The sequence below is a fragment of the Nocardia sp. NPDC050378 genome (genome assembly GCF_040655675.1).
GTDB classification, from domain to species: Bacteria; Actinomycetota; Actinomycetes; order Mycobacteriales; family Mycobacteriaceae; genus Nocardia; species Nocardia coubleae.
In genome coordinates, this window is record NZ_JBFAKI010000010.1 from 91367 (window position 1) to 110925 (window position 19559).

The window sequence follows — 19559 nt, forward strand, 5'->3', positions numbered from 1 at the left end:
GATGGCGATACTGCAGCGCGCCGATCGACAGAGTGACACGACGTCCGCCGATCCGCCGGCACAGCCGGTCACCCAGCTGCCCGCGGCGAAGGTCGGCATCGCCCGCCGTGGGGACGGCGAGGTCCGCCGTGGGGCGCGGATCGGCGGCCGGCTCCGCGGGCACCTCGGACTCGCGCTGTCCGCCGTCGTGCTGGTGATCGCGGTCGGGTGGGCGGTGGTGCCGTCGGCGTTCGCGCCGGGTGATCCGTTGGCCGGAGTGCCCGGCGAGAAGTTCCAGGCGCCCAGCGCGGCACACTGGTTCGGCACCGACAATCTCGGGCGCGACCTGTACACGCGAATGGTGCACGGTGCGGGGCTGTCCCTCACCGCCACCCTCACCGCGGTCGGGATCGCGCTGGTGGTCGGTTCGCTGCTCGGGCTGCTGTCGGGAGCGGCAGGTGGGATCGTCGATACCGCGATCATGCGGGTGGTAGACGTGCTGCTGTCGATCCCGTCGCTGCTGATGGCCTTGGCGCTGGTGACCGCGCTGGGCTTCGGCACGCGCAATGTCGCTCTCGCCGTGGGTATCTCGCTGATCGCGAACTTCGCCAGGGTGATGCGTTCAGAGGTGCTGCGGGTGCGCCACGCGCCCTACGTCGAGGCGGCGCACGCGTCGGGGGTGCGCTGGTACGCGGTCCTGCTACGACATGTGCTGCCCAACTCGGTCCAGCCGGTGCTGGCCTTGGCCGCCGTCGAGTTCGGGATGGCGGTGCTCGCGGTCTCGTCGCTGAGTTTCCTCGGTTACGGCACGAAACCGCCTACACCCGAATGGGGTTCGCTGATCTCGGAGGGCCGCAACTTCCTCGCCACCGCATGGTGGCTCACCACCCTGCCCGGCCTCGTCATCGTCGCCGTGGTGCTGGCCGCCCAACGGGTCGGCCGATTCGCCGGAAGGAGCGATCAGCGATGAACGAGTCGGCCGTGACGATCACGACGTCGGGTTCGGCGGCGGACACCTCGCCGCCGACAGTGCCGGTCTCGGACGGCGGGGCGCGGAACCGACCGCTGCTGCGTGTCGAGGATCTGCGCGTCTCCTACCGCTCGGGAGCAGGTCCCGTGGCCGCGCTGCGCGGTGCGTCCATCGAGGTGGCTGCGGGTGAAGTCGTCGCGCTCGTCGGCGAATCCGGTTCGGGGAAGTCGACATTGGCCCATGCGGTGATCGGCCTGCTCGGTGACAGTGCGCGGATCGATTCCGGTCGTATCGAATTCGCGGGCGAGCACGTGAGTCCCGCTGACGAGAAGTCGCTGCGGCGGTTGCGCGGGCGACGGGTGGGCTTCGTCCCGCAGGATCCCGGCTTGTCGCTGAATCCCGTTCTGCGCGTGGGCGACCAGGTGGCCGAGGCCCTGCTCGTACACCACCTCGCCGACAAGCGCACCGCACGGCTGCGGGCTCTTGACCTGCTCGAGGAAGTGGGGCTGGACCGGCCCGAACAACGAGCGCGCCAGTACCCGCACGAACTGTCCGGTGGGCAGCGACAGCGCGTGCTGATCGCGATCGCGCTGGCCTGCGGGCCGGACCTGATCATCGCCGACGAACCGACCAGCGCACTGGACGCCACCGTCGCCAGGCAGGTGCTCGACCGGTTGGCCGAACGGATCGCCGCGCGTGGGACCGCGGTGCTGCTCATCACGCACGATCTGGCCGTGGCCGCCGAACGGGCCGACCGGCTGGTGGTGCTGGAAGGTGGTGAGGTCGTCGAGGCGGGACCGATCGCTCGGGTTCTCGCCGACCCGGCGCACCCCTACACCCGGCGTCTGCTCGCGGCCTCACCCGCGCTGGCCCCCACCCCTTTCCGGCCGACCCGTGCCAGGGCGGCCACACGGTTGCTGTCGGTGCACGCGCTGCACAAACGCTTTCACCAGGCGGGTATCACCGCGGTCGACAATGTCGAGTTCTCCCTGGACCGGGGCGAAACCCTCGCGCTGGTAGGCGAATCCGGTTCCGGCAAGTCGACCACCGCGCGTATCGCCCTGCGGCTCATCGACGCCGACAGCGGAACGGTGACCTTCGACGGTCACGATCTCACCGGCGCCCGCCGGAAACGCTTGCGCGCGTTGCGCAGACGGTTCCAGGTGGTGTACCAGAACCCGTATTCCTCCCTCGATCCGCGCTGGGATGTGGGCGACATCATCGCCGAACCGTTGCGCGCCTTCGGCATCGGCGACCGCTCCCAGCGGGTGCGCGAGTTGCTCGACCAGGTGGCGCTTCCCACCGATTTCACCCGCCGCAAACCCGCCGAACTGTCCGGCGGACAACGGCAACGGGTCGCGATCGCCCGCGCCCTCGCCCTACGACCCGACCTGCTCGTCCTCGACGAACCGGTGTCCGCGCTCGACGCCTCGGTGCAAGCCCAGATCCTCGACCTGCTCGACGGCCTGCAATCCGAACTCGACCTGGGCTACCTGTTCATCTCCCACGACCTGGCCGTGGTGCGGCGCATCAGCGACCGGGTGGCGGTGATGCGGCACGGGCGCATCGTCGAAACCGGCCCGACCGCGTCGCTGTTCACCACCCCGCAGCACCCCTACACGAGGGAACTGCTCGCGGCCATCCCCGCACCGGCCTTCGACATCGACGGAAAGGAGACCCGATGAGCGCGCTGTTCCTCGGCATCGAGACACCGGGCACCGGAACCCACCCCGCGTCCTGGCGGCGTCCCGATTCCCGCGCCGAAGACCTGTTCACCGCGAAGTACTGGACCGAGGTGGTCACCACCGCCGAGACACTCGGGTTCGACGCGGTGTTCCTGCCGGACTCGTTCGCCCTCCAGGAAGGCGGACCCGAAGTGGTGCGGGGGCGGCTCGACGCGGTGGCCGTCGCCGCCCGCACCGCCCCGCTGACCCGCCGCATCGGCCTGGTCCCGCAGGTGCCGGTGACTCACACCGAGCCCTTCCACGTGTCCAAGGCGATCGCCGCGCTCGACTTCGCGAGTCTCGGTCGCGCGGGCTGGGAAGTCACCGTCTCCACCCGGGACACGGAGGCGGCCGCGTTCGGCCGCAAGGAGATTCAGGACGCGGCCGCACTCTGGCACGAGGCCGACGAAGCGGTCGAGGTGGTGACGCGGCTGTGGGACAGCTGGGAGGACGACGCCGAGATCCGCGATGTGCCGACCGGCCGGTTCATCGACCGCGACCGCCTGCACTACATCGACTTCGAGGGTGACAACTTCTCGGTGAAGGGCCCGGCGATCACCCCGCGCTCACCCCAGGGTCAACCGATCGTCACGGTGCGCGCCGACGACCCGTCCTCGAACGGGATCGCCGTCCACCGCGCCGACCTCATCCGCATCACCGCACCCGATCTCGCCACCGCTGCCACCCACCGGTTCGCCCTGCGGGCCGCACTGGCGGACACCGGACGCGACCCGGACGCGGTGCGGGTTCTGCTGGATCTCCCTGTCCACCTCGCTGATTCGATAGCCGGCGCACTGGCCGACGTGGCCGAGCTCGATCGATGGGCCGCCGGGATCGGTCAGCGGGCGGCCGCTGGAACCGATCGCTCGGCAGCGGGTGTTTCGGCGGTCGAGCTGCGGCACGTGGGCACCGTCATCGAACTCGACCACCTGCTCGGTGAGATCGCGCGATCCGGGATCGACGGAGTGGTGCTGCGACCGCTGGCCCTCCACGCCACGTTGTCGGCGCTCACCGCCCATCGCGCACCGACCGCTACGTCGGCGGCGCAACTCACCCTCCGTGACCGCCTCGGTCTTCCCCGCCCCGTCAGCCGATACGCCGCAGGAGCAGCGCTGTGACCTCGAAACCGCGCAAACAGATCCATCTCGCCGCGCATTTTCCCGGCGTGAACAACACCACCGTCTGGGCCGACCCGGCCTCGCGATCGCAGGTCGAGTTCGCCTCGTTCGAGCACCTGGCCCGCACCGCCGAGCGCGGCCTGTTCGACTTCTTCTTCCTGGCCGAGGGGCTGCGGCTGCGCGAGCATCGCGGCCGGATCCACGACCTGGACGTGGTGGGCCGTCCCGACACGTTCACCGTGCTCAACGCGGTGGCGGCGGTCACCGAGCGGCTCGGGCTGGCGGGCACCATCAACAGCACCTACAACGAACCGTTCGAGCTGGCCAAGCAGTTCGCCGCGCTGGATCACCTCTCCGGTGGCCGGGCGGCCTGGAATGTGGTCACCTCCTCCGACGCGTTCACCGGCGAGAACTTCCGGCGCGGTGGCTATCTCGAGCACGGCGCCCGATACCAGCGCGCCGCCGAAGTGGTCGAGGCGACCCGGGCGCTGTGGGACAGCTGGCCCACCGACACCCTGGTGGTCGACCGTGAGCGCGGTGTGTTCGCTCGCGAGATCCCCGAAACCTCGTACCGGAGCTCGCAATTCGACATCCGCGCGCCGTTCGTCGTCCCACCCGCACCGCAGGGTCACCCGGTACTGCTGCAGGCGGGCGATTCCGACGAAGGACGTGAGTTCGGTGCGAAGACGGCCGACGCCATCTTCACCGCGCACGGCACCCTCGAGGCGGGTCAGCGGTTCTACGCCGACATCAAGGGGCGGCTCGCGAAATACGGGCGCACACCCGACGAGCTGCTGGTCTTCCCCGCCGCGACCTTCGTCCTCGGCGACACCGCCGACGAAGCACACGAGCGGGCCCGCCACATCCGCTACCAGCAGGTGAGCCCGGCTACCGCCATCGCCTTCCTCGAACAGGTCTGGGGCCGAGAGCTTTCCGGATACGACCCCGACGGCCCGTTGCCTGACGTGGAACCCGACCCCGCCACCGAGATCACCCGTGGCCGCGTCAGGCACGCGAAAGACCCACTGGCCGTTGCCAAGGCCTGGCGTGAACGTGCCGAGGCGGACAACCTCAGCATCCGCGAGCTCGTCATCGAGGTCACCGCCCGTCAGCAGTTCGTCGGCACCGCCGCCCAGGTGGCCGAGCAGATCGACCACTACGTGCAGTCCGACGCGGCCGACGGATTCATCCTCGTCCCCCACCTGACCCCCGGCGGACTCGACGAGTTCGTCGACTCCGTGGTGCCGGAACTGCAGAACAGAGGCAGTTTCCGCACCACCTACACCGGCACGACCCTGCGCGACCACCTCGGTCTGCGCCATCCCCGTCACCGCACCGTCACCGAAGGAGCCCGCGCGTCATGACCGTCACCATCGACAACCTCGACATCACAACCACTTTCGCCGACGACTGGGCGCGCTGGCACCACGCCCGCGAGGACGGGCTGCGCGACCCGCTCGGCTGGCTCAGCCTCGCCGGACTGCACTGGCTCACCGACCGTCCCGAACGCCTCGACGGCGTGCCCGGCACCTGGTGGGTCACCGACGAGAAGGTGTTCGTCACCGCCCAGCCCGCCGACCGGCTCGATGTGGAGGGCGACCGGATCGCCGGGGTCCGCATCCTCGAACCCGGCGAGGGCGCGCCCGGGGTGAGCGTGTTCAACGAGGAGCGCGTCCTCGAAGTGATCCGGCGCTCCGGGCAATTCGCGGTCCGCGTGCACGATCCGGCCGCACCGACCCTGGTCGCGTTCACCGGCGTGCCCGCCTATCCCGCCGACCCGCGCTGGGTGGTGAGCGGCCGCTTCACTCCGTTCGAGCAGCCACGCACCGTCACCACCGGTGCGGTGGTCGAGGGGCTCGAGCACCACCACCCGGCGGCGGGCATCATCGAGTTCCGCCTCGGCGACAGCCATGAGGCGTTGCTGGCCTTCGGCACGCCGGACGATCTGAAGGTGCTGTTCACCGACGCCACCAGCGGGATCACCACCTACCCGGCGGCGCGTTCGCTCGCGATCGGCGCGGTGGCCGCCGACGGAACCGTCACCCTCGACTTCAACCGGGCGGTGAACCTGCCGTGCGCCTTCACCGACTACGCCACCTGCCCGGTGGCCCCGCGGGAGAACCGGCTGCGGGTGGCGGTGGAAGCGGGAGAACAGGACCCGAGATCATGAGTGTGCCGCTCTCGATCCTGGATCTGGCACCGATCAGCGAGGGGTCGAGTGCCGCGGCGGCGGTGCGCAACAGCATCGATCTGGCCAGGCATGCCGAGCAGTGGGGTTATCACCGATTCTGGTTGGCGGAGCACCATTTCGCGTCGGTGGCCAGTTCCGCCTCGCTCACGCTGCTGGGTCTGGTCGCGGCGGCCACCGACCGGATTCGGGTCGGCACGGGCGCGGTGCAGGTGGGTCAGCACACCTCGGCCTCGATCGTCGAGGCGTTCGGTACCGTCGACGCACTGCACCCGGGTCGGCTCGATCTCGGTCTCGGGAGGTCCGGACATCGGCGCACCCAGTACGGCGCCGCGACCACCACCGCGAAGGGCGGGCGACCGGTGCTCGACGCGGTCGTCGGACGCACCCAGGTGCGTGAGGGAGTGGTCGTGCCACCACCGTTCGACCCGCGACGGGTCCTCGATCGGTCGAAATTCCTCGCCTCGCTGGAGGCGCTGCAGCAGCCCGGCGCGCGATCACTGGATTTCGCGGACCAGGTCGCCGAGATCAGAGCCCTGCTCGACGGCACCTACGCCACCTCCGACGGGGTAGCGCTGCACGCGGTTCCGGGCGAAGGCATCGATACCGAGCTGTGGATCTTCGGCAGTTCCGCCGGGGAGAGCGCGGAACTGGCAGGCCGGCTGGGATTGCCGTTCGCGGCGGCCTACCACGTGGCACCGGGGACCGCGCTGGACGCGGTGGCGGCGTATCGGGCGGCGTTCCGGCCGTCGCGGGTGCTCGCCGCGCCGTACGTCATCGTGTCGGCCGACGTGGTGGTGGCCGCCGACGACGACGCCGCCCGCAGGCACGCGAGCACCTACGGGCACTGGGTGCACAGTGTGCGCAGCGGAGCGGGCGCGGGCGAGTACCTCGATCCCGCCACCGCCGCACCGCTCACCGACGACCAGTTCCGCTTGGTCGAGGACCGGTTGGCCGCACAGATCGTCGGCTCACCCGCCACTGTGGTCGCACGGCTCGACGCCCTGCGCCGGGTGAGCGACGCCGACGAGCTGCTGGTCACCACCATCACCCACGCGCACGCCGATCGGCTCGAATCGCATCGGTTGCTGGCCGGCGCGTGGGGTTTGCGGGAGTCGCGGGCCGCGTAGCCGGAGTGGGCGACGGCACGGCGAGCAGCACTGTACGGGTGCGTATAACAGCGGTAGCCTCAGTTGTTATACGCCCCCGTACAGATCGAGGTCATGTCATGCGACTTCCCGCCTCCGCACACGCCGCCCAGCCGTGGCGCATCCATGAGATCGCGCCCGACTTCGACACCGAAGACGTCTGGCAGTTCCGCACACCCGGCGCGGGCCCCGACGATTTCCCCGCCTTCCTCGCGGCACTCCAGGCGGAGAAGGCATCCGAGAGCTCGGGCATCAGCGGCGTGCTGTTCAAGATCCGCTGGAAACTGGGCGAGATCTTCGGCTGGGACGACGAAGCGGCGGGCACCGGCACCCGCGTCGGCTCCCTGCGCGACCGCCTCCCCGCCGACCTGCGCGACACCCCGACCCCCGACGACAGCGACAGCCCGCTGACCAGCCTCTACGTCCTCGACAACGAGTACGCCGCCGAAATCGCCAACGGCACCATGCACGGCATCGCCCACCTGGGCTGGGTCCCCGACGAGACCGGATACCACCTGCGGATGGCCGTCCTGGTCAAACCCAACGGCCGCCTCGGGCGCCTCTACATGGCCCTCATCAAGCCTTTCCGCTACCTCATCGTCTATCCGGCCATGACCCGCAACTGGGAACGAACCTGGCAGGCCCTCGCCGCCACGAGGCGGTGACAACGCGCCGAAAGCCGCTCGTCCAGCTGCCGGTCAGGCGCTGAGAGGGGCGGCGGTGACGCCGTAGCCGAGATTGGTGAGGACCTCGCTGGTGGCCTTGGCGAAGTTGAGGGTGATGAAGTGCAGGCAGGGCGCGTCTTCATCGATGAGGCGCTGGGCCATCTCGGTCGCGATCTGGATGCCTTCGGCGCGCACGGCGGCGCGGTCCTCCTCGGGGCCCGTGCCCGCGGCGCGGGTGAGGCGGGCGACGATGTCGGCGGGCACCGGGCGACCGGACAGCTCCTCGGCGCGCGCGACGGTGCGCAGCGAGGTGATGGGCATCAGCTCGGGGATGATGGGCTTGGCACCCTCGACGGGGTCCATGGCGATCACGCGGTCGCGCAGGCGCAGGTAGTGCTCGACGTCGAAGAACATCTGGGTGATCGAATACTCCGCGCCCGCACGCAGTTTCGCGCACAGGTGACGGGTGTCGTGGTCCAGGTCGGGTGAGCGGTGGTGGCCCTGCGGGAACGACGCGACGCCGACGTGGAAGTCGCCGAGATCGCGGACGATGCGCACGAGTTCCTCGGCGTACTCGACCCCCTCGGGGTGCTTGCGCCACTCACCCAGCGGGTCGCCGGGCGGGTCGCCGCGCAGCACGAGGACGTTGCAGATGCCGGAGTCGGCGTAGGAACCGACCAGCGAGCGCAGTTCGGCGATGCTGTGGCCGACGGCGGTCAGGTGGGCGACCGGCAGCAGGGTGGTCTCCTGCGCCAGCGCGCCGGTGATGCGGACCGTGCGGTCACGGGTGGAGCCACCCGCGCCGTAGGTCATCGACACGAAGGCGGGGTGCATGCGTTCGAACTCGCGCACCGCGCGCCACAGCCTGGCCTCACCGGCCGCGTCGCGGGGCGGGTTGAACTCGACCGAAAACGGCACGCCCGTGCCCGAATGGGTGCGCAGACTCTGCACCACCGAGGGCGTGTTCGAGACGATCGACTGCCGCTCGGCGGGCCGATCGGGGGTCGAACGTCCCCGTCCACTGTCGAAACTCACCGGCTCAGTCTAGTGGGACGTTCCGGGCCTACGGCGCCGACCGGGGAACTCCGATACCGGTCACGACACGTCCCCGCCGGGCACAACCCCGCAGGCCCCGGCACCCGCCGAGGGGAAATCCCCTGTTCGGAGCGGAGAATGTCAAGTCGGATGGACACACGGGCCGGGGACCCCCTGGCCCGAGGAAACGCCTGGTGTGGGATCGGTCGCAGCGGCCCTGTGCGCCCGCCGACGCTCCGCGGGGCCCGCGTATCGTCGAGACGACGCTGTGCACGCACCGCGAGGGTGCGTCATCGGATCCTGACGCTTGCCATTTGGAGGCCGCCCTGTCCGCCGGAATCGGTACCCCGCTCTCCCGGTCCGCCGCCGACGTGCTGACCTCGGTCGACCTAGTCGCGCTCACCCCCGGCACACCGGCCTTCGTCGCGGCGGTCGAGCAGGTGCTCACGGAGTTCTTCGCGAGCAGGCGCGAGATCGTCGAACCGCTCGGTCCGGTGTTCGTCGACGCGGCCGAGGCGCTGGAACAGTTCGTGGTGCGCGGCGGTAAACGCACCAGGCCGGGCTTCGCCTGGACCGGCTGGCTCGGCGCCGGTGGCGACCCGTCCGCCCCCGAGGCGGCCTCGGTGCTCACCGCGTGTGCCGCACTGGAACTGGTGCAGGCCTGCGCGCTGGTGCACGACGACATCATCGACTCCTCCCGCACCCGGCGTGGCTTCCCGACGGTGCACATCGACTTCACCGACCGGCACCGCACGGCCGGTTGGTCCGGTGACGGCGAGGCATACGGGTCGGCGGTCGCCATTCTGATCGGCGATCTGGCCCTGGCCTGGGCCGACGACCTGGTGAACGCGGCCGGACTCGACACCGCGTCCTTCGCCCGGTTCGCCCCGGTGTGGGCGCGTATGCGCACCGAAGTGCTCGGCGGGCAACTGCTCGACATCAACGGCGAAGCCGGTGGCGACGAGTCGGTCGAGGCCGCGCTGCGCATCAACCGCTACAAGACCGCCGCCTACACCATCGAACGGCCGCTGCACCTGGGTGCCGCACTGGCCGGCGCCGACGACGCCCTGGTCGCGGCCTTGCGCACCTATGGAACCGATGTGGGTATCGCCTTCCAGCTGCGCGACGACCTGCTCGGGGTGTTCGGCGACCCGGCCGTCACCGGCAAACCGTCGGGCGACGATCTGCGCGAGGGCAAGCGCACCGTGCTCATCGCCGAGGCACTGCGCCGGGCCGATCCGGAGTCGGCCGCGCTGATCCGCACCGGACTCGGCACCGACCTCGACGACGAGGCCGTCGACCGGTTGCGCGCGGTGCTGATCGACCTGGGCGCCGTCGACGACGTGGAGCGCCGCATCACCGAGCTCACCGAAACGGGTCTGGCCGCGATCGCGCACAGCGCCGCCACCCCCGCCGCCAAGCATCTGCTGCACGATATGGCGTTGGCCGCCACTCGCCGTACCGCCTGAGGACGTTGTGAAAACTGTTGTGGGACAAGCGAATCATGTCGTCGTCGTGGGGGCCGGGCTGGCCGGGCTCGGCGCCGCGCTGCATCTGCGTGGTGCCGGGCTCGAGGTGACCGTGCTCGAGCGCGCCGATCACCCCGGCGGCCGGGTGGGCCGCTACCGCTTCGCCGACTACGAGATCGACAGCGGCGCAACGGTGCTCACCCTGCCCGAGACGATCGACGACGCCCTCGCGGCGGTCGGGCAGACCCGGGAGGACGTCGGGCTGCGCATCCATCGCCTGACACCGGCCTATCACGCGCGCTTCGCCGACGGCAGCGACATCCGGGTCTTCGACGACGCCGAGCAGATGGCGGCCGAGGTGACCCGCGCCTGCGGTCCCCGCGAGGCACGCGGCTATCGGCGTCTGCGTGACTGGCTCGGCCGGATGTACGAGGCCGAGTTCGACGAATTCATGAACGCCGATTTCGATTCGCCCCTCGACATGGTCCGCACACCGGCCGCCCGGTCGGCGCTGGCCCGGGTGGTGCGCCTCGGCGGGCTGGGCAAACTCGGGCCGCGGGTGCGCTCGTACCTCCGCGACGAGCGGCTGACCAGGCTTTTCACCTTCCAGGCGCTCTACGCGGGGACGACGCCGGACCAGGCCCTCGCCGTCTACGGCGCCATCCCGAATATGGACACCTGCCTCGGGGTGTACTTCCCCGAGGGCGGCATGCGGGCCGTCACCGCCGCGCTGGCCGAGGCCTTCACCACCGCGGGCGGGCGCCTCGAGCTCGGCACCGAGGTCACCGGCATCGAGTACGCCACCCGCAAGGGCACCGCGTCACCGGGTGCCCGCCACGCCGAGGCCGTCCGCACGGTCGACGGGCGAAACCTCGCCTGCGACGCGGTGGTCATCACCGCCGACCTGGGCGCGATCCGGCGCTTCGGGCTGCGCAACCGGCGCGGGCTGCGGGCCTCACCGTCGGCCGTCGTCGCGCACGGCACCGTGCCCACCGAGGTTGCCGCGCGGTGGCCGGTGCAGGCCCATCACACGATCGAGTTCGGGGCCGCCTGGGAGCAGACCTTCCGCGAGATCGCCGCGGGCAAGGGCCGGGGCACACTGATGAGCGACCCGTCGCTGCTGCTCACCCGCCCCGCGCTCACCGACGCGGGCCAGTTCGTCGACCGCGCCGACGGCCGCTGGGAGCCGCTCTCACTGCTCGCGCCGTGCCCCAACCTGACCTCCGCGCCGCTGGACTGGGATCGCATCGGCCCGGCCTACCTGCGCGAACTGCTCGCGACGCTCGAGCAGCGCGGCTACACCGGTATCGGTGGGTACTTCCGCGTCGATCACCTCGACACCCCGGCGACCTGGGCGGCCCAGGGCATGATCGCGGGCACACCGTTCTCGGTGGCGCACCTTTTCCGGCAGACCGGGCCACTGCGTCCACGCAACCTGCCAAGGGGCGTAGACAATGTCGTTCTCGCAGGTTGCGGCACCACTCCGGGGGTCGGTGTGCCCACCACACTGCTGTCGGGCGAACTGGCGGCGGCGCGAATCACCGGCAGCCGGGCGCACACCGGTAGCGACCACCGGGTTAGTGTTCGGAACTACAAGCCGTAAACTGACGGCCGACTTATCAGCTCGCGGTTGCGACCGCCGACCATCCGGGGGGACCGACCGAAGATGCCGCCCCCCGAGACGACCGTAGGCCCCATGGACACCACGCGCACCCTCGAACCGCAGCGCCATCTGCCCGCCGGGACCGATCCCGGCGTCCGGTCGCGGCTGCGCACTGCAGGCGATTTCGCCCGGAGCCCCGAAGGCCACGCGGCCTTCATGGGATTCTTCGGCGCCATCATGATCACCTTCGGCGGTTTCGGTGCGGGCGCCGTCCGTAAACGCGATCCGCTGCTCGAGGCGCTGCACCTGTCGTGGCTGCGATTCGGCCACGGCTACGCCCTGTCCATGATCGTCATCTGGGCCGGTGTGCTGCTGATGATCACCGCGTGGGTGCGCCTCGGCCGCACGCTCATCGGCAACGGTGAACCGAAGGTCACGCTCAACGAGCTGCGGGTGATCGTCGGAATCTGGATCACCCCACTGCTTTTCGCGGCTCCGATGTTCAGCCGCGACGCCTACTCCTATCTCGCCCAGGGTGCGCTCCTGCGCGACGGTTTCGACCCTTACCAGGTGGGTCCCGTCGCCAATCCCGGTGTGCTGCTGGACAACGTGAGCCCCGTGTGGACCACCACCACCGCGCCGTACGGCCCGGTGTTCCTGCTGATGGGCCGCGCGATCACCACGCTCACCGGTGACAATGTGATCGCCGGGACCATCGCGCTGCGCTTCGTCATGCTGCCCGGCCTGGCACTGATGGTGTGGGCGGTGCCCTATCTGACCAAGCACCTCGGCGGCAAACCGACCGTGGCGCTGTGGCTGGCGGTGCTCAATCCGCTGGTGCTCGTGCACCTCATCGGCGGCGTGCACAACGAGATGCTGATGGTCGGGCTGATGTGCGCGGGTATCGCGCTCGTGCTGGAACGTCATCATGTGGCGGGCATCGTCGTGGTCGCCATCGGCGTCGCGATCAAGGCGACGGCAGGCGTGGCGTTGCCGTTCCTGGTGTGGATCTGGATCCTGCACGAGAAGGAGCGGCGGGCGGCCGAACGCCGGGCCCGCGCGGACTCCGATGCCGGTCTCGCCGAGGAACTGAAGCATCCCGACGCGGCCCGGCCCTCGGCCGATATGCCGCATCCACTGCTCGTGTTCACCAAGATCGCCGGCATCGGCATCGGTGTCTTCGCACTGGTCTTCGGGGCGGCATCGGTGATCGCGGGGGTCGGCTTCGGCTGGGTGACCGCGTTGCAGGGCTCGAACAAGATCATCAACTGGCTGTCGCTGCCGACGATCCTCGCGCACATGGTCACCTGGGTGTCGCCGTGGTCGCTGGATTCGGTCCTGTCCGTCACCCGCGAACTGTGCAAGGTCGCGCTGGTGGTCCTGCTCGTGGCGACCTGGTGGCGGTTCCGCCACAGCGAGCGTGAGGCCGTGATGGGCATCATCGTCGCGTTCGTGGCGATCGTGCTGCTCTCCCCCGCCGCCCTGCCCTGGTACTACTCGTGGCCGCTGGCGCTGGCCGCCGGTTTCGCGCTGTCGACGGTGACCCTGCAGTGGCTGGTCGGTATCTGCACCTGGCTGATGCTGGTGTTCCAGCCGGACGGCTCGATCGGCCTCTACAACTTCTGGCACGTGGCGCTGGCGACGTTCGCCGCCGTGGTGGCCGCGGTGTCGCTGCGCCACGTCGACCCGCTGCACCTGCGTTCGGCGAGTTCCCGCGCGATAGCCAAGGAACACGCACCGCCCGTCGCGGCATGAGTGTTCCCACCGCGCTGGACAACGCCTACGCGACCTGTCGCCGCATCGCCGCCGAGCACGGACGCACCTACTACCTCGCCACGGCCTTACTGAGCCCACAGCGGCGCCGGGCCGTGCACGCGCTGTACGCGTTCGCGCGGATGGTGGACGACATCGTCGACCATGCCGACGACCCAGCGTGGATCCTGGACCCGTCCGACCGTCCCCCGGCGCGGCCGCAAGCCCTCCCGTCGAGCATCGCACCGGGCGCACACGATCCTGATCGCCGTCTCGCCCACGGCAGCGACGGCATCTCCCCCGCTCAGCACCTCGATCTGGTCGAGAAGCAGCTCCGGCTGGCCATCGAGCAGAGCGACCTCGACACCACCGACCTGCGGCGCCGCCAGATCATCACCGCGACGGCCGACACCATCGCCTGCTACGACATCGCGCACGACCACATCTGGACGTTCCTCGATGCCATGCGCATGGACGTCCCCGGCACGAACGTCCACCGCAGGCGCTACGCGAGCATGGGCGAGCTGGGCGAGTACATGCGTGGGTCGGCCGCCGCCATCGGTCTGCAGTTGCTGCCGGTGCTCGGCACCGTTGTCCCGGTCGCGGAAGCCGAGCCCGCTGCCGCCGCGTTGGGCGAAGCGTTCCAGGTCACCAACTTCCTGCGTGACGTGGCCGAGGATCTCGATCGCGATCGCATCTACCTGCCCGCCGACGAGCTGGCCGCGTTCGGCGTCGACGAAGCGCGGCTGCGGGCCTGCCGGGCCGCGGAGCATACCGATCAGCCGACGCGCCGGGCTCTGGCCCACCTGATCGCCGTCAACCGCGACATCTACCGCCGTGCGGTCCCCGGCATCGACCTGCTGACACCCCGGGTCCGTCCGGCGATCCGCACCGCCGCCGTCCTCTACGCCGAGATCCTCGATCAGATCGAAGCGGCCGACTACCAGGTCTTCGCCGTCCGCGCGACGGTCCCGAACCACCGCCGAATCGTGGTCGCCGCCAAGGGTTTCGCGACTCGGCGCCGCCACGGGCCGAGGCTCCGCACCCGCGTGAGGTAACTCGGTGGACGCACCACCAAGCCGACGCCCGGCATGGGCGCACCGAACATCCGGTCCGACGGGTGGCAGGGCCGATGTAGGGCCTGAATCGGTCGGCCATCACCGCCCCTGACCTGGTCGTCATGGCTGGTTCTGTGCTCTCGACGCCGATTCGCACCTGTCCGCCCGTTCAGCCGGGCACGCTCCGCTCAGCCTGCCCACGACGCGCGGCCCCGTCGGCGAATCCTCAGAAAGGCTCTGCGGCGGCGCGACGGACGACCTCGCGCGCCAGCGGGCCGTGCAGGGCATCGACCGGGCGGCCGGGCAGCGAGTCGTCTTCGGTGTAGATCCAGCGCAGGATGTCCTCGTCGCTGTACTTGCCGTCGCGCATCACCGTGATCAGGCCGGGCAGCATGCGGACGATCTCGTCGTTGTCGTCGAAGAAGCGGGACGGAATGCCCGCGACACCGCCCCGGCGCACCGCGATGAGCTGGTGATCGCGCAGCATCTGGTGCACCGCGGTCACCGGGACGCCGAGTATGTCGGCGGCCTCGGGCAGGGAGACGAGGGTTTCGGTGTCGGGCAGCACGTCGTCGCTGCAGGGGAAGGCACTCACCCGCACAACGGTAGTACGTGACGTGGCGCATCCATCGGCGGGCATGCCGTCGCACCCGGTTACGATCGTGGGGGCCGCACCACCGTGGCCAGTTTGTCGTACGCCGGAGGAACCTGTGATCGGCCAGATGCTGGAAGGGCGCTATCGCATCGACGCGCCGATCGCGCGCGGCGGAATGTCGATGGTGTTCCGCGGAACCGACACCCGGCTCGACCGTCCCGTCGCCATCAAGGTGATGGACCCCAAGTTCGCGAGCGACCCACAGTTCCTGAGCCGCTTCGAGTTCGAGGCGCGCGCGGTGGCCAAACTCAAGCACCCGTCGCTCGTCGCGGTGTACGACCAGGGTGTCGACGGCGAACACCCCTTCCTCATCATGGAATTGGTCGAGGGCGGCACCCTGCGTGAGCTGTTGCGCGAACGCGGCCCGATGCCGCCGCACGCCGTGCGTGCCGTCGCCGAACCGGTGCTGCGCGCCATCGGCACCGCGCACGACGCGGGCCTGGTGCACCGCGACATCAAGCCGGAGAACGTGCTGATCTCCGACGCGGGCGAGGTGAAGATCGCCGACTTCGGCCTGGTCCGCGCCGTGGCCGCCGCCAACACCACCTCCGCCAGCGTGATCCTCGGCACCGCCGCCTACCTGTCGCCGGAGCAGGTCACCACCGGCACCGCCGACGCGCGCTCGGACGTGTACTCCTTCGGCATCCTGATCTTCGAACTGCTCACCGGCCGCGTGCCGTTCACCGGCGACAATTCGCTGTCGGTGGCGTATCAGCGCGTGGAGAACGACGTACCGGCGCCGAGTCAGTTCATCGACGGTGTGCCCGCCGAATTCGACGCCCTCGTCGCCGAGGCCACCTCCCGCGACCCCGCGAAGCGCTTCGCCGACGCCAATCAGATGGCGGCCAACCTGCAAGCCGTCGCGATGACCTTGAACCTGCCGCCGTATCGCGTTCCGGCACCCCGTGATTCGGCCGAGCATCTCAGCGAGGCCTTTCGCGCACCCGTGGCCGCGGCGAGTCCCGTCGCGCCCCCGCATGAACCCGCACCGCCGCGTCCGGTCGCCCAGCCGCAGCACACCCGGGTGGTCACCGCGCAACGGCCGCGGCTCGACGAGCACGCCAACCCGCCCGCGCCCCTGCACAATCCTTTCGTCCCGGCGGAGACCCATACCCGCCGCACCGGCCTGGTGTGGGTGGGTATCGTCACCGCGCTGACGCTGCTGGTCGGCATCGGCGGCTGGTGGCTCGGCGTCGGCCGCTACACCGCGGTGCCGCCGATCGCGGGCATGGACAGCGAGCGGGCCGTCGCCGTGCTGGAACAGGCCGGATTCGAGACGGTACTGCGGCAGAAGGCGTCCGACACGATCCCGGTTGGCGGCGTGGTCGGCACCGACCCGTCGGCGGGCTCACGAGTCACCAAGAGCTCCACCATCGCCGTGCTGATCTCCAACGGCAAACCGCGCGTACCCGAGGACATCGAGCCGGGCGACCAGATCAGTGCCGTGAACGCCGCCATCCGCGACATGGGCCTGCAACCCATCGACAGCGGCGAAGCGGCCAGCACCGCCCCCAAGGGCTCACTGGCCAGGGTCGAGCCCGCCCCCGGCACCGTGCTGCCGATGGGCGCGCAGGTGAAGGTGTACCGCAGCAAGGGCTCCCAGCCCGTGAACGTGCCCGATGTGCGCGGCAAGACCACCGAGGAAGCAACCCAGGCGCTCACCAAGGCCGGACTCACCGTGCGCGAGGTGAAGGTGCAGTTCGACAAGAGCATCGAGGCCGACAAGGCCATCGGCACCGACCCCGCCGTCGGCACCACCCTGCAGTCCGGCGACAGCGTCACCCTGCTCGTCTCCAACGCGATCAAAGTCCCCAACGTGATGGGTCAGAACGTCGGCAACGCCCGCGCCAAACTCCAGCAACTAGGCCTGCGGGTAGAGGTCAAATCCCTCACCGACTCCGACAGCTCCCTGGTGATCGGCCAGGTCCCCGGCATCAACACGAACGTGGAGGCGGGCAGCGTCGTATCGCTCACCGCCCTACCTTGAAGAGATCGCGCCCCGGAAAAGGACGACAAGCCCGACAAGGACGACGACAAGGAAAAGCCCGGCCGCGGCGGTAACCGCTGACCGGGCTCTACCGAAACCAGCTCAGCGCAGCATCTCCGCCACCAGGAACGACAGTTCCAGCGACTGCTGAGTGTTGAGCCGAGGATCGCAGGCGGTCTCGTACCGACCACCGAGATCCAGGTCGGAGATGTCCTGCGCACCACCCAGGCATTCGGTGACGTTCTCGCCGGTCAGCTCGATGTGCATGCCGCCGGGGTGGGTGCCGAGCGCGTGGTGGACCTCGAAGAAGCCCTGCACCTCGTCGACGATGCGATCGAAGTGGCGGGTCTTGAATCCGGTGGACGACTCGTGGGTGTTGCCGTGCATCGGGTCGCACTGCCAGATCACCTGGTGGCCGGTGGCCTGCACCTTCTCGATGATCGGAGGCAGCACATCGCGCACCTTGCCGTTGCCCATGCGTGCCACCAGGGTGAGCCGGCCGGGTTCGTTGTTCGGGTCGAGCCGCTCCACGTATTCCACCGCCTGGTCGGGGGTGGTGGTCGGGCCGATCTTGAGGCCGATGGGGTTGGCCAGCAACTCGGCGAAGGCGATGTGGGCACCGTCGAGCTGACGGGTGCGCTCACCGATCCACAGGAAGTGCGCCGAGAGGTCGTAGAGCAGCGGTTCGCCCGTCTCGCTCTCACTGAGGCGCAGCATCGCGCGCTCGTAGTCGAGGACGAGCGCCTCGTGCGAGGCGTAGATGCGGGCGGTCTTGAGGCTCGGGTCGTTGACCTGACACGCCGCCATGAACCGCAGACCCTTGTCGATCTCCTCGGCCAGGGTCTCGTAGCGCGCACCCGCGGGCGACTGGGCGACGAAGTCACGGTTCCAGTCGTGCAGGCGGTGCAGGTCGGCGGTGCCCGCGCTGGTGAGGGCACGAACCAGGTTCATCGCGGCACTCGCGTTGGCGTAGGCGCGGACCAGGCGTGACGGGTCGTGGCGGCGCAGCTGCTCGTCGGCGACCAGGGAGTTGACCATGTCGCCCCGGTAGGACTTCAGGCCGAGCGCGTCGATGTCGGCCGAGCGCGGCTTGGCGTACTGACCGGCGATGCGCGCCACCTTCACCACCGGCATGCTGGCGCCGTAGGTGAGCACGACAGCCATCTGCAGCAGGGTGCGGATATTGCCCTTGATGTGGGGTTCGGTGTTGTCGGCGAAGGTTTCCGCGCAGTCTCCGCCCTGCATCAGGAAGGCCTCGCCGCGCGCCACCTGCGCCAGCTGCGCCTTGAGGTCCTCGACCTCGGCGGGCAGGCAGATCGGCGGCACGCTCTCGAGCACGGTGCGCATCGTGGTGGCCTCGTCGGCGTCCCAGGACGGCTGCTGCAGGGCGGGGCGAGCCAGAGCGGCGTCCAGTCGCCTGCGCAGATCGTCAGGCAGCGGCGGCAGTTCCGGCAGGCGGTCAATCGGTACGTCGACGGTCCAGGTCACCAGATCAGAATACGGACTCAACGAAGCGGGCGAATATCCGGCGTACCTGCGACGGGCCGACGGGACCCCGGCGGCGACCCCTGCGCACCACGCGCGAAGTGCCCGCATAGGGTTTCACTCAATTCATCGTGGGTCCGCCTGCCTCGTCGCGCCGGACGGGACGGGCGCCCACCGGCACGAAGAGGCGATCTCCCTGCGATATTTCTACGATTCGGAATTCGTCGAGGACGGCGTGACGATCGATCTGATCTCGATCGGTGTCGTCTGCGAGGACGGACGCGAGTACTACGCCGTCTCCACCGAATTCGACGCCGGACGGGCCGGGCCTTGGGTGCGCCGCAATGTGCTGCCGAAGCTGCCACCGGCCGGTTCGCCGCTGTATCGCACCCGGGCACAGATCCGTGACGACCTGTTCAAGTTCTTCCTGCCCCGGCCCGGCGTGTACCCGGAGCTGTGGGCCTGGGTCGGCGCCTACGACCACGTGGCGCTGTGCCAGCTGTGGGGTGACATGACCGCCCTGCCCAAGAACATGCCCCGCTACACCAACGAACTGCGCCAGCACTGGGTGGCCCACGGCAGCCCCGAACTGCCGCCCATCCCCGACGACGCGCACGACGCCCTGGCCGACGCCCGCCACAACCTGGCCAAGTTCGAGGCCATCGAATCCCACCGCCGCACGCCGCGCCTCTGAAAACGACGAAGGCCCCGAGTCGAAACCGA

Annotated in this window: 16 protein-coding genes; 13 read left to right on the forward strand and 3 right to left on the reverse strand. The window is 69.9% G+C overall.

What is annotated here, in order from left to right; genetic code table 11:
- Position 1 precedes the first annotated feature (1 nt).
- The 7 genes from AB0I35_RS21895 to AB0I35_RS21925 all read left to right on the forward strand — a co-directional run bounded on the left by AB0I35_RS21895 (position 2) and on the right by AB0I35_RS21925 (position 7792).
- Complete coding sequence (locus tag AB0I35_RS21895) at positions 2–949, forward strand: ABC transporter permease (RefSeq protein WP_357398000.1); 948 nt, start codon at positions 2–4, stop codon at positions 947–949.
- Entirely contained in the window at positions 946–2634 is a 1689-nt protein-coding gene (locus AB0I35_RS21900; RefSeq protein WP_357398002.1) for an ABC transporter ATP-binding protein, read from the forward strand. The genes AB0I35_RS21895 and AB0I35_RS21900 overlap by 4 nt, the downstream gene beginning before the upstream one ends.
- Positions 2631–3791 (forward strand): LLM class flavin-dependent oxidoreductase, encoded by a 1161-nt coding sequence (locus tag AB0I35_RS21905; RefSeq protein ID WP_357398003.1) that lies wholly within the window; start codon positions 2631–2633, stop codon positions 3789–3791. Before AB0I35_RS21900 ends, AB0I35_RS21905 begins: the two co-directional genes overlap by 4 nt.
- Entirely contained in the window at positions 3788–5155 is a 1368-nt protein-coding gene (locus AB0I35_RS21910; protein WP_357398004.1) for an NtaA/DmoA family FMN-dependent monooxygenase, read from the forward strand. The genes AB0I35_RS21905 and AB0I35_RS21910 overlap by 4 nt, the downstream gene beginning before the upstream one ends.
- The gene (locus tag AB0I35_RS21915) at positions 5152–5961 is read left to right on the forward strand and encodes a DUF1684 domain-containing protein (RefSeq protein ID WP_357398005.1); all 810 of its coding nucleotides are present in this window, start codon (positions 5152–5154) and stop codon (positions 5959–5961) included. Before AB0I35_RS21910 ends, AB0I35_RS21915 begins: the two co-directional genes overlap by 4 nt.
- Positions 5958–7109 carry an LLM class flavin-dependent oxidoreductase gene (locus tag AB0I35_RS21920; RefSeq protein WP_357398007.1) on the forward strand — a complete coding sequence of 384 codons (1152 nt, stop codon included), beginning with the start codon at positions 5958–5960 and terminating at the stop codon, positions 7107–7109. The genes AB0I35_RS21915 and AB0I35_RS21920 overlap by 4 nt, the downstream gene beginning before the upstream one ends.
- Positions 7110–7207: 98 nt before the next feature.
- Positions 7208–7792, forward strand: coding sequence for a DUF2867 domain-containing protein (locus tag AB0I35_RS21925; protein ID WP_357398009.1), 585 nt, complete (start codon positions 7208–7210; stop codon positions 7790–7792).
- Positions 7793–7825: 33 nt separating this feature from the next.
- On the opposite strand, the gene AB0I35_RS21930 is transcribed toward AB0I35_RS21925, so the two are convergent.
- Positions 7826–8767, reverse strand: coding sequence for a methylenetetrahydrofolate reductase (locus AB0I35_RS21930; protein ID WP_357398126.1), 942 nt, complete (start codon positions 8765–8767; stop codon positions 7826–7828).
- Between the two features lie 431 nt (positions 8768–9198).
- Between AB0I35_RS21930 and AB0I35_RS21935 the strand changes: the two genes are divergently transcribed.
- From AB0I35_RS21935 to AB0I35_RS21950, 4 genes are all read left to right on the forward strand, one after another.
- On the forward strand, positions 9199–10296 hold the full coding sequence (locus AB0I35_RS21935; protein ID WP_067643284.1) for a polyprenyl synthetase family protein: 1098 nt from the start codon (positions 9199–9201) through the stop codon (positions 10294–10296).
- 7 nt (positions 10297–10303) lie between these two features.
- Positions 10304–11899: a phytoene desaturase family protein gene (gene crtI / locus AB0I35_RS21940; RefSeq protein WP_357398010.1), complete on the forward strand. Its 1596-nt coding sequence runs from the start codon at positions 10304–10306 to the stop codon at positions 11897–11899.
- A 93-nt stretch (positions 11900–11992) separates the two neighbouring features.
- Positions 11993–13654 carry an alpha-(1->6)-mannopyranosyltransferase A gene (locus AB0I35_RS21945; protein WP_357398011.1) on the forward strand — a complete coding sequence of 554 codons (1662 nt, stop codon included), beginning with the start codon at positions 11993–11995 and terminating at the stop codon, positions 13652–13654.
- Positions 13651–14709 carry a phytoene/squalene synthase family protein gene (locus tag AB0I35_RS21950; protein WP_357398012.1) on the forward strand — a complete coding sequence of 353 codons (1059 nt, stop codon included), beginning with the start codon at positions 13651–13653 and terminating at the stop codon, positions 14707–14709. Before AB0I35_RS21945 ends, AB0I35_RS21950 begins: the two co-directional genes overlap by 4 nt.
- A gap of 226 nt (positions 14710–14935) precedes the next feature.
- Here AB0I35_RS21950 and AB0I35_RS21955 read toward each other — a convergent pair whose 3' ends face one another.
- A complete protein-coding gene (locus tag AB0I35_RS21955; protein ID WP_357398014.1) occupies positions 14936–15304 on the reverse strand; it encodes an Rv2175c family DNA-binding protein in 369 nt (122 codons plus the stop codon).
- A 127-nt stretch (positions 15305–15431) separates the two neighbouring features.
- Between AB0I35_RS21955 and pknB the strand changes: the two genes are divergently transcribed.
- Positions 15432–17351: a Stk1 family PASTA domain-containing Ser/Thr kinase gene (pknB, locus tag AB0I35_RS21960; RefSeq protein WP_357398127.1), complete on the forward strand. Its 1920-nt coding sequence runs from the start codon at positions 15432–15434 to the stop codon at positions 17349–17351.
- A gap of 102 nt (positions 17352–17453) precedes the next feature.
- Here pknB and AB0I35_RS21965 read toward each other — a convergent pair whose 3' ends face one another.
- Complete coding sequence (locus AB0I35_RS21965) at positions 17454–18839, reverse strand: class II 3-deoxy-7-phosphoheptulonate synthase (RefSeq protein ID WP_357152318.1); 1386 nt, start codon at positions 18837–18839, stop codon at positions 17454–17456.
- 193 nt (positions 18840–19032) lie between these two features.
- On the opposite strand from AB0I35_RS21965, the gene AB0I35_RS21970 reads away from it, so the two are divergent.
- A complete protein-coding gene (locus AB0I35_RS21970; RefSeq protein WP_067642942.1) occupies positions 19033–19530 on the forward strand; it encodes a polyadenylate-specific 3'-exoribonuclease AS in 498 nt (165 codons plus the stop codon).
- Positions 19531–19559 lie beyond the last annotated feature (29 nt).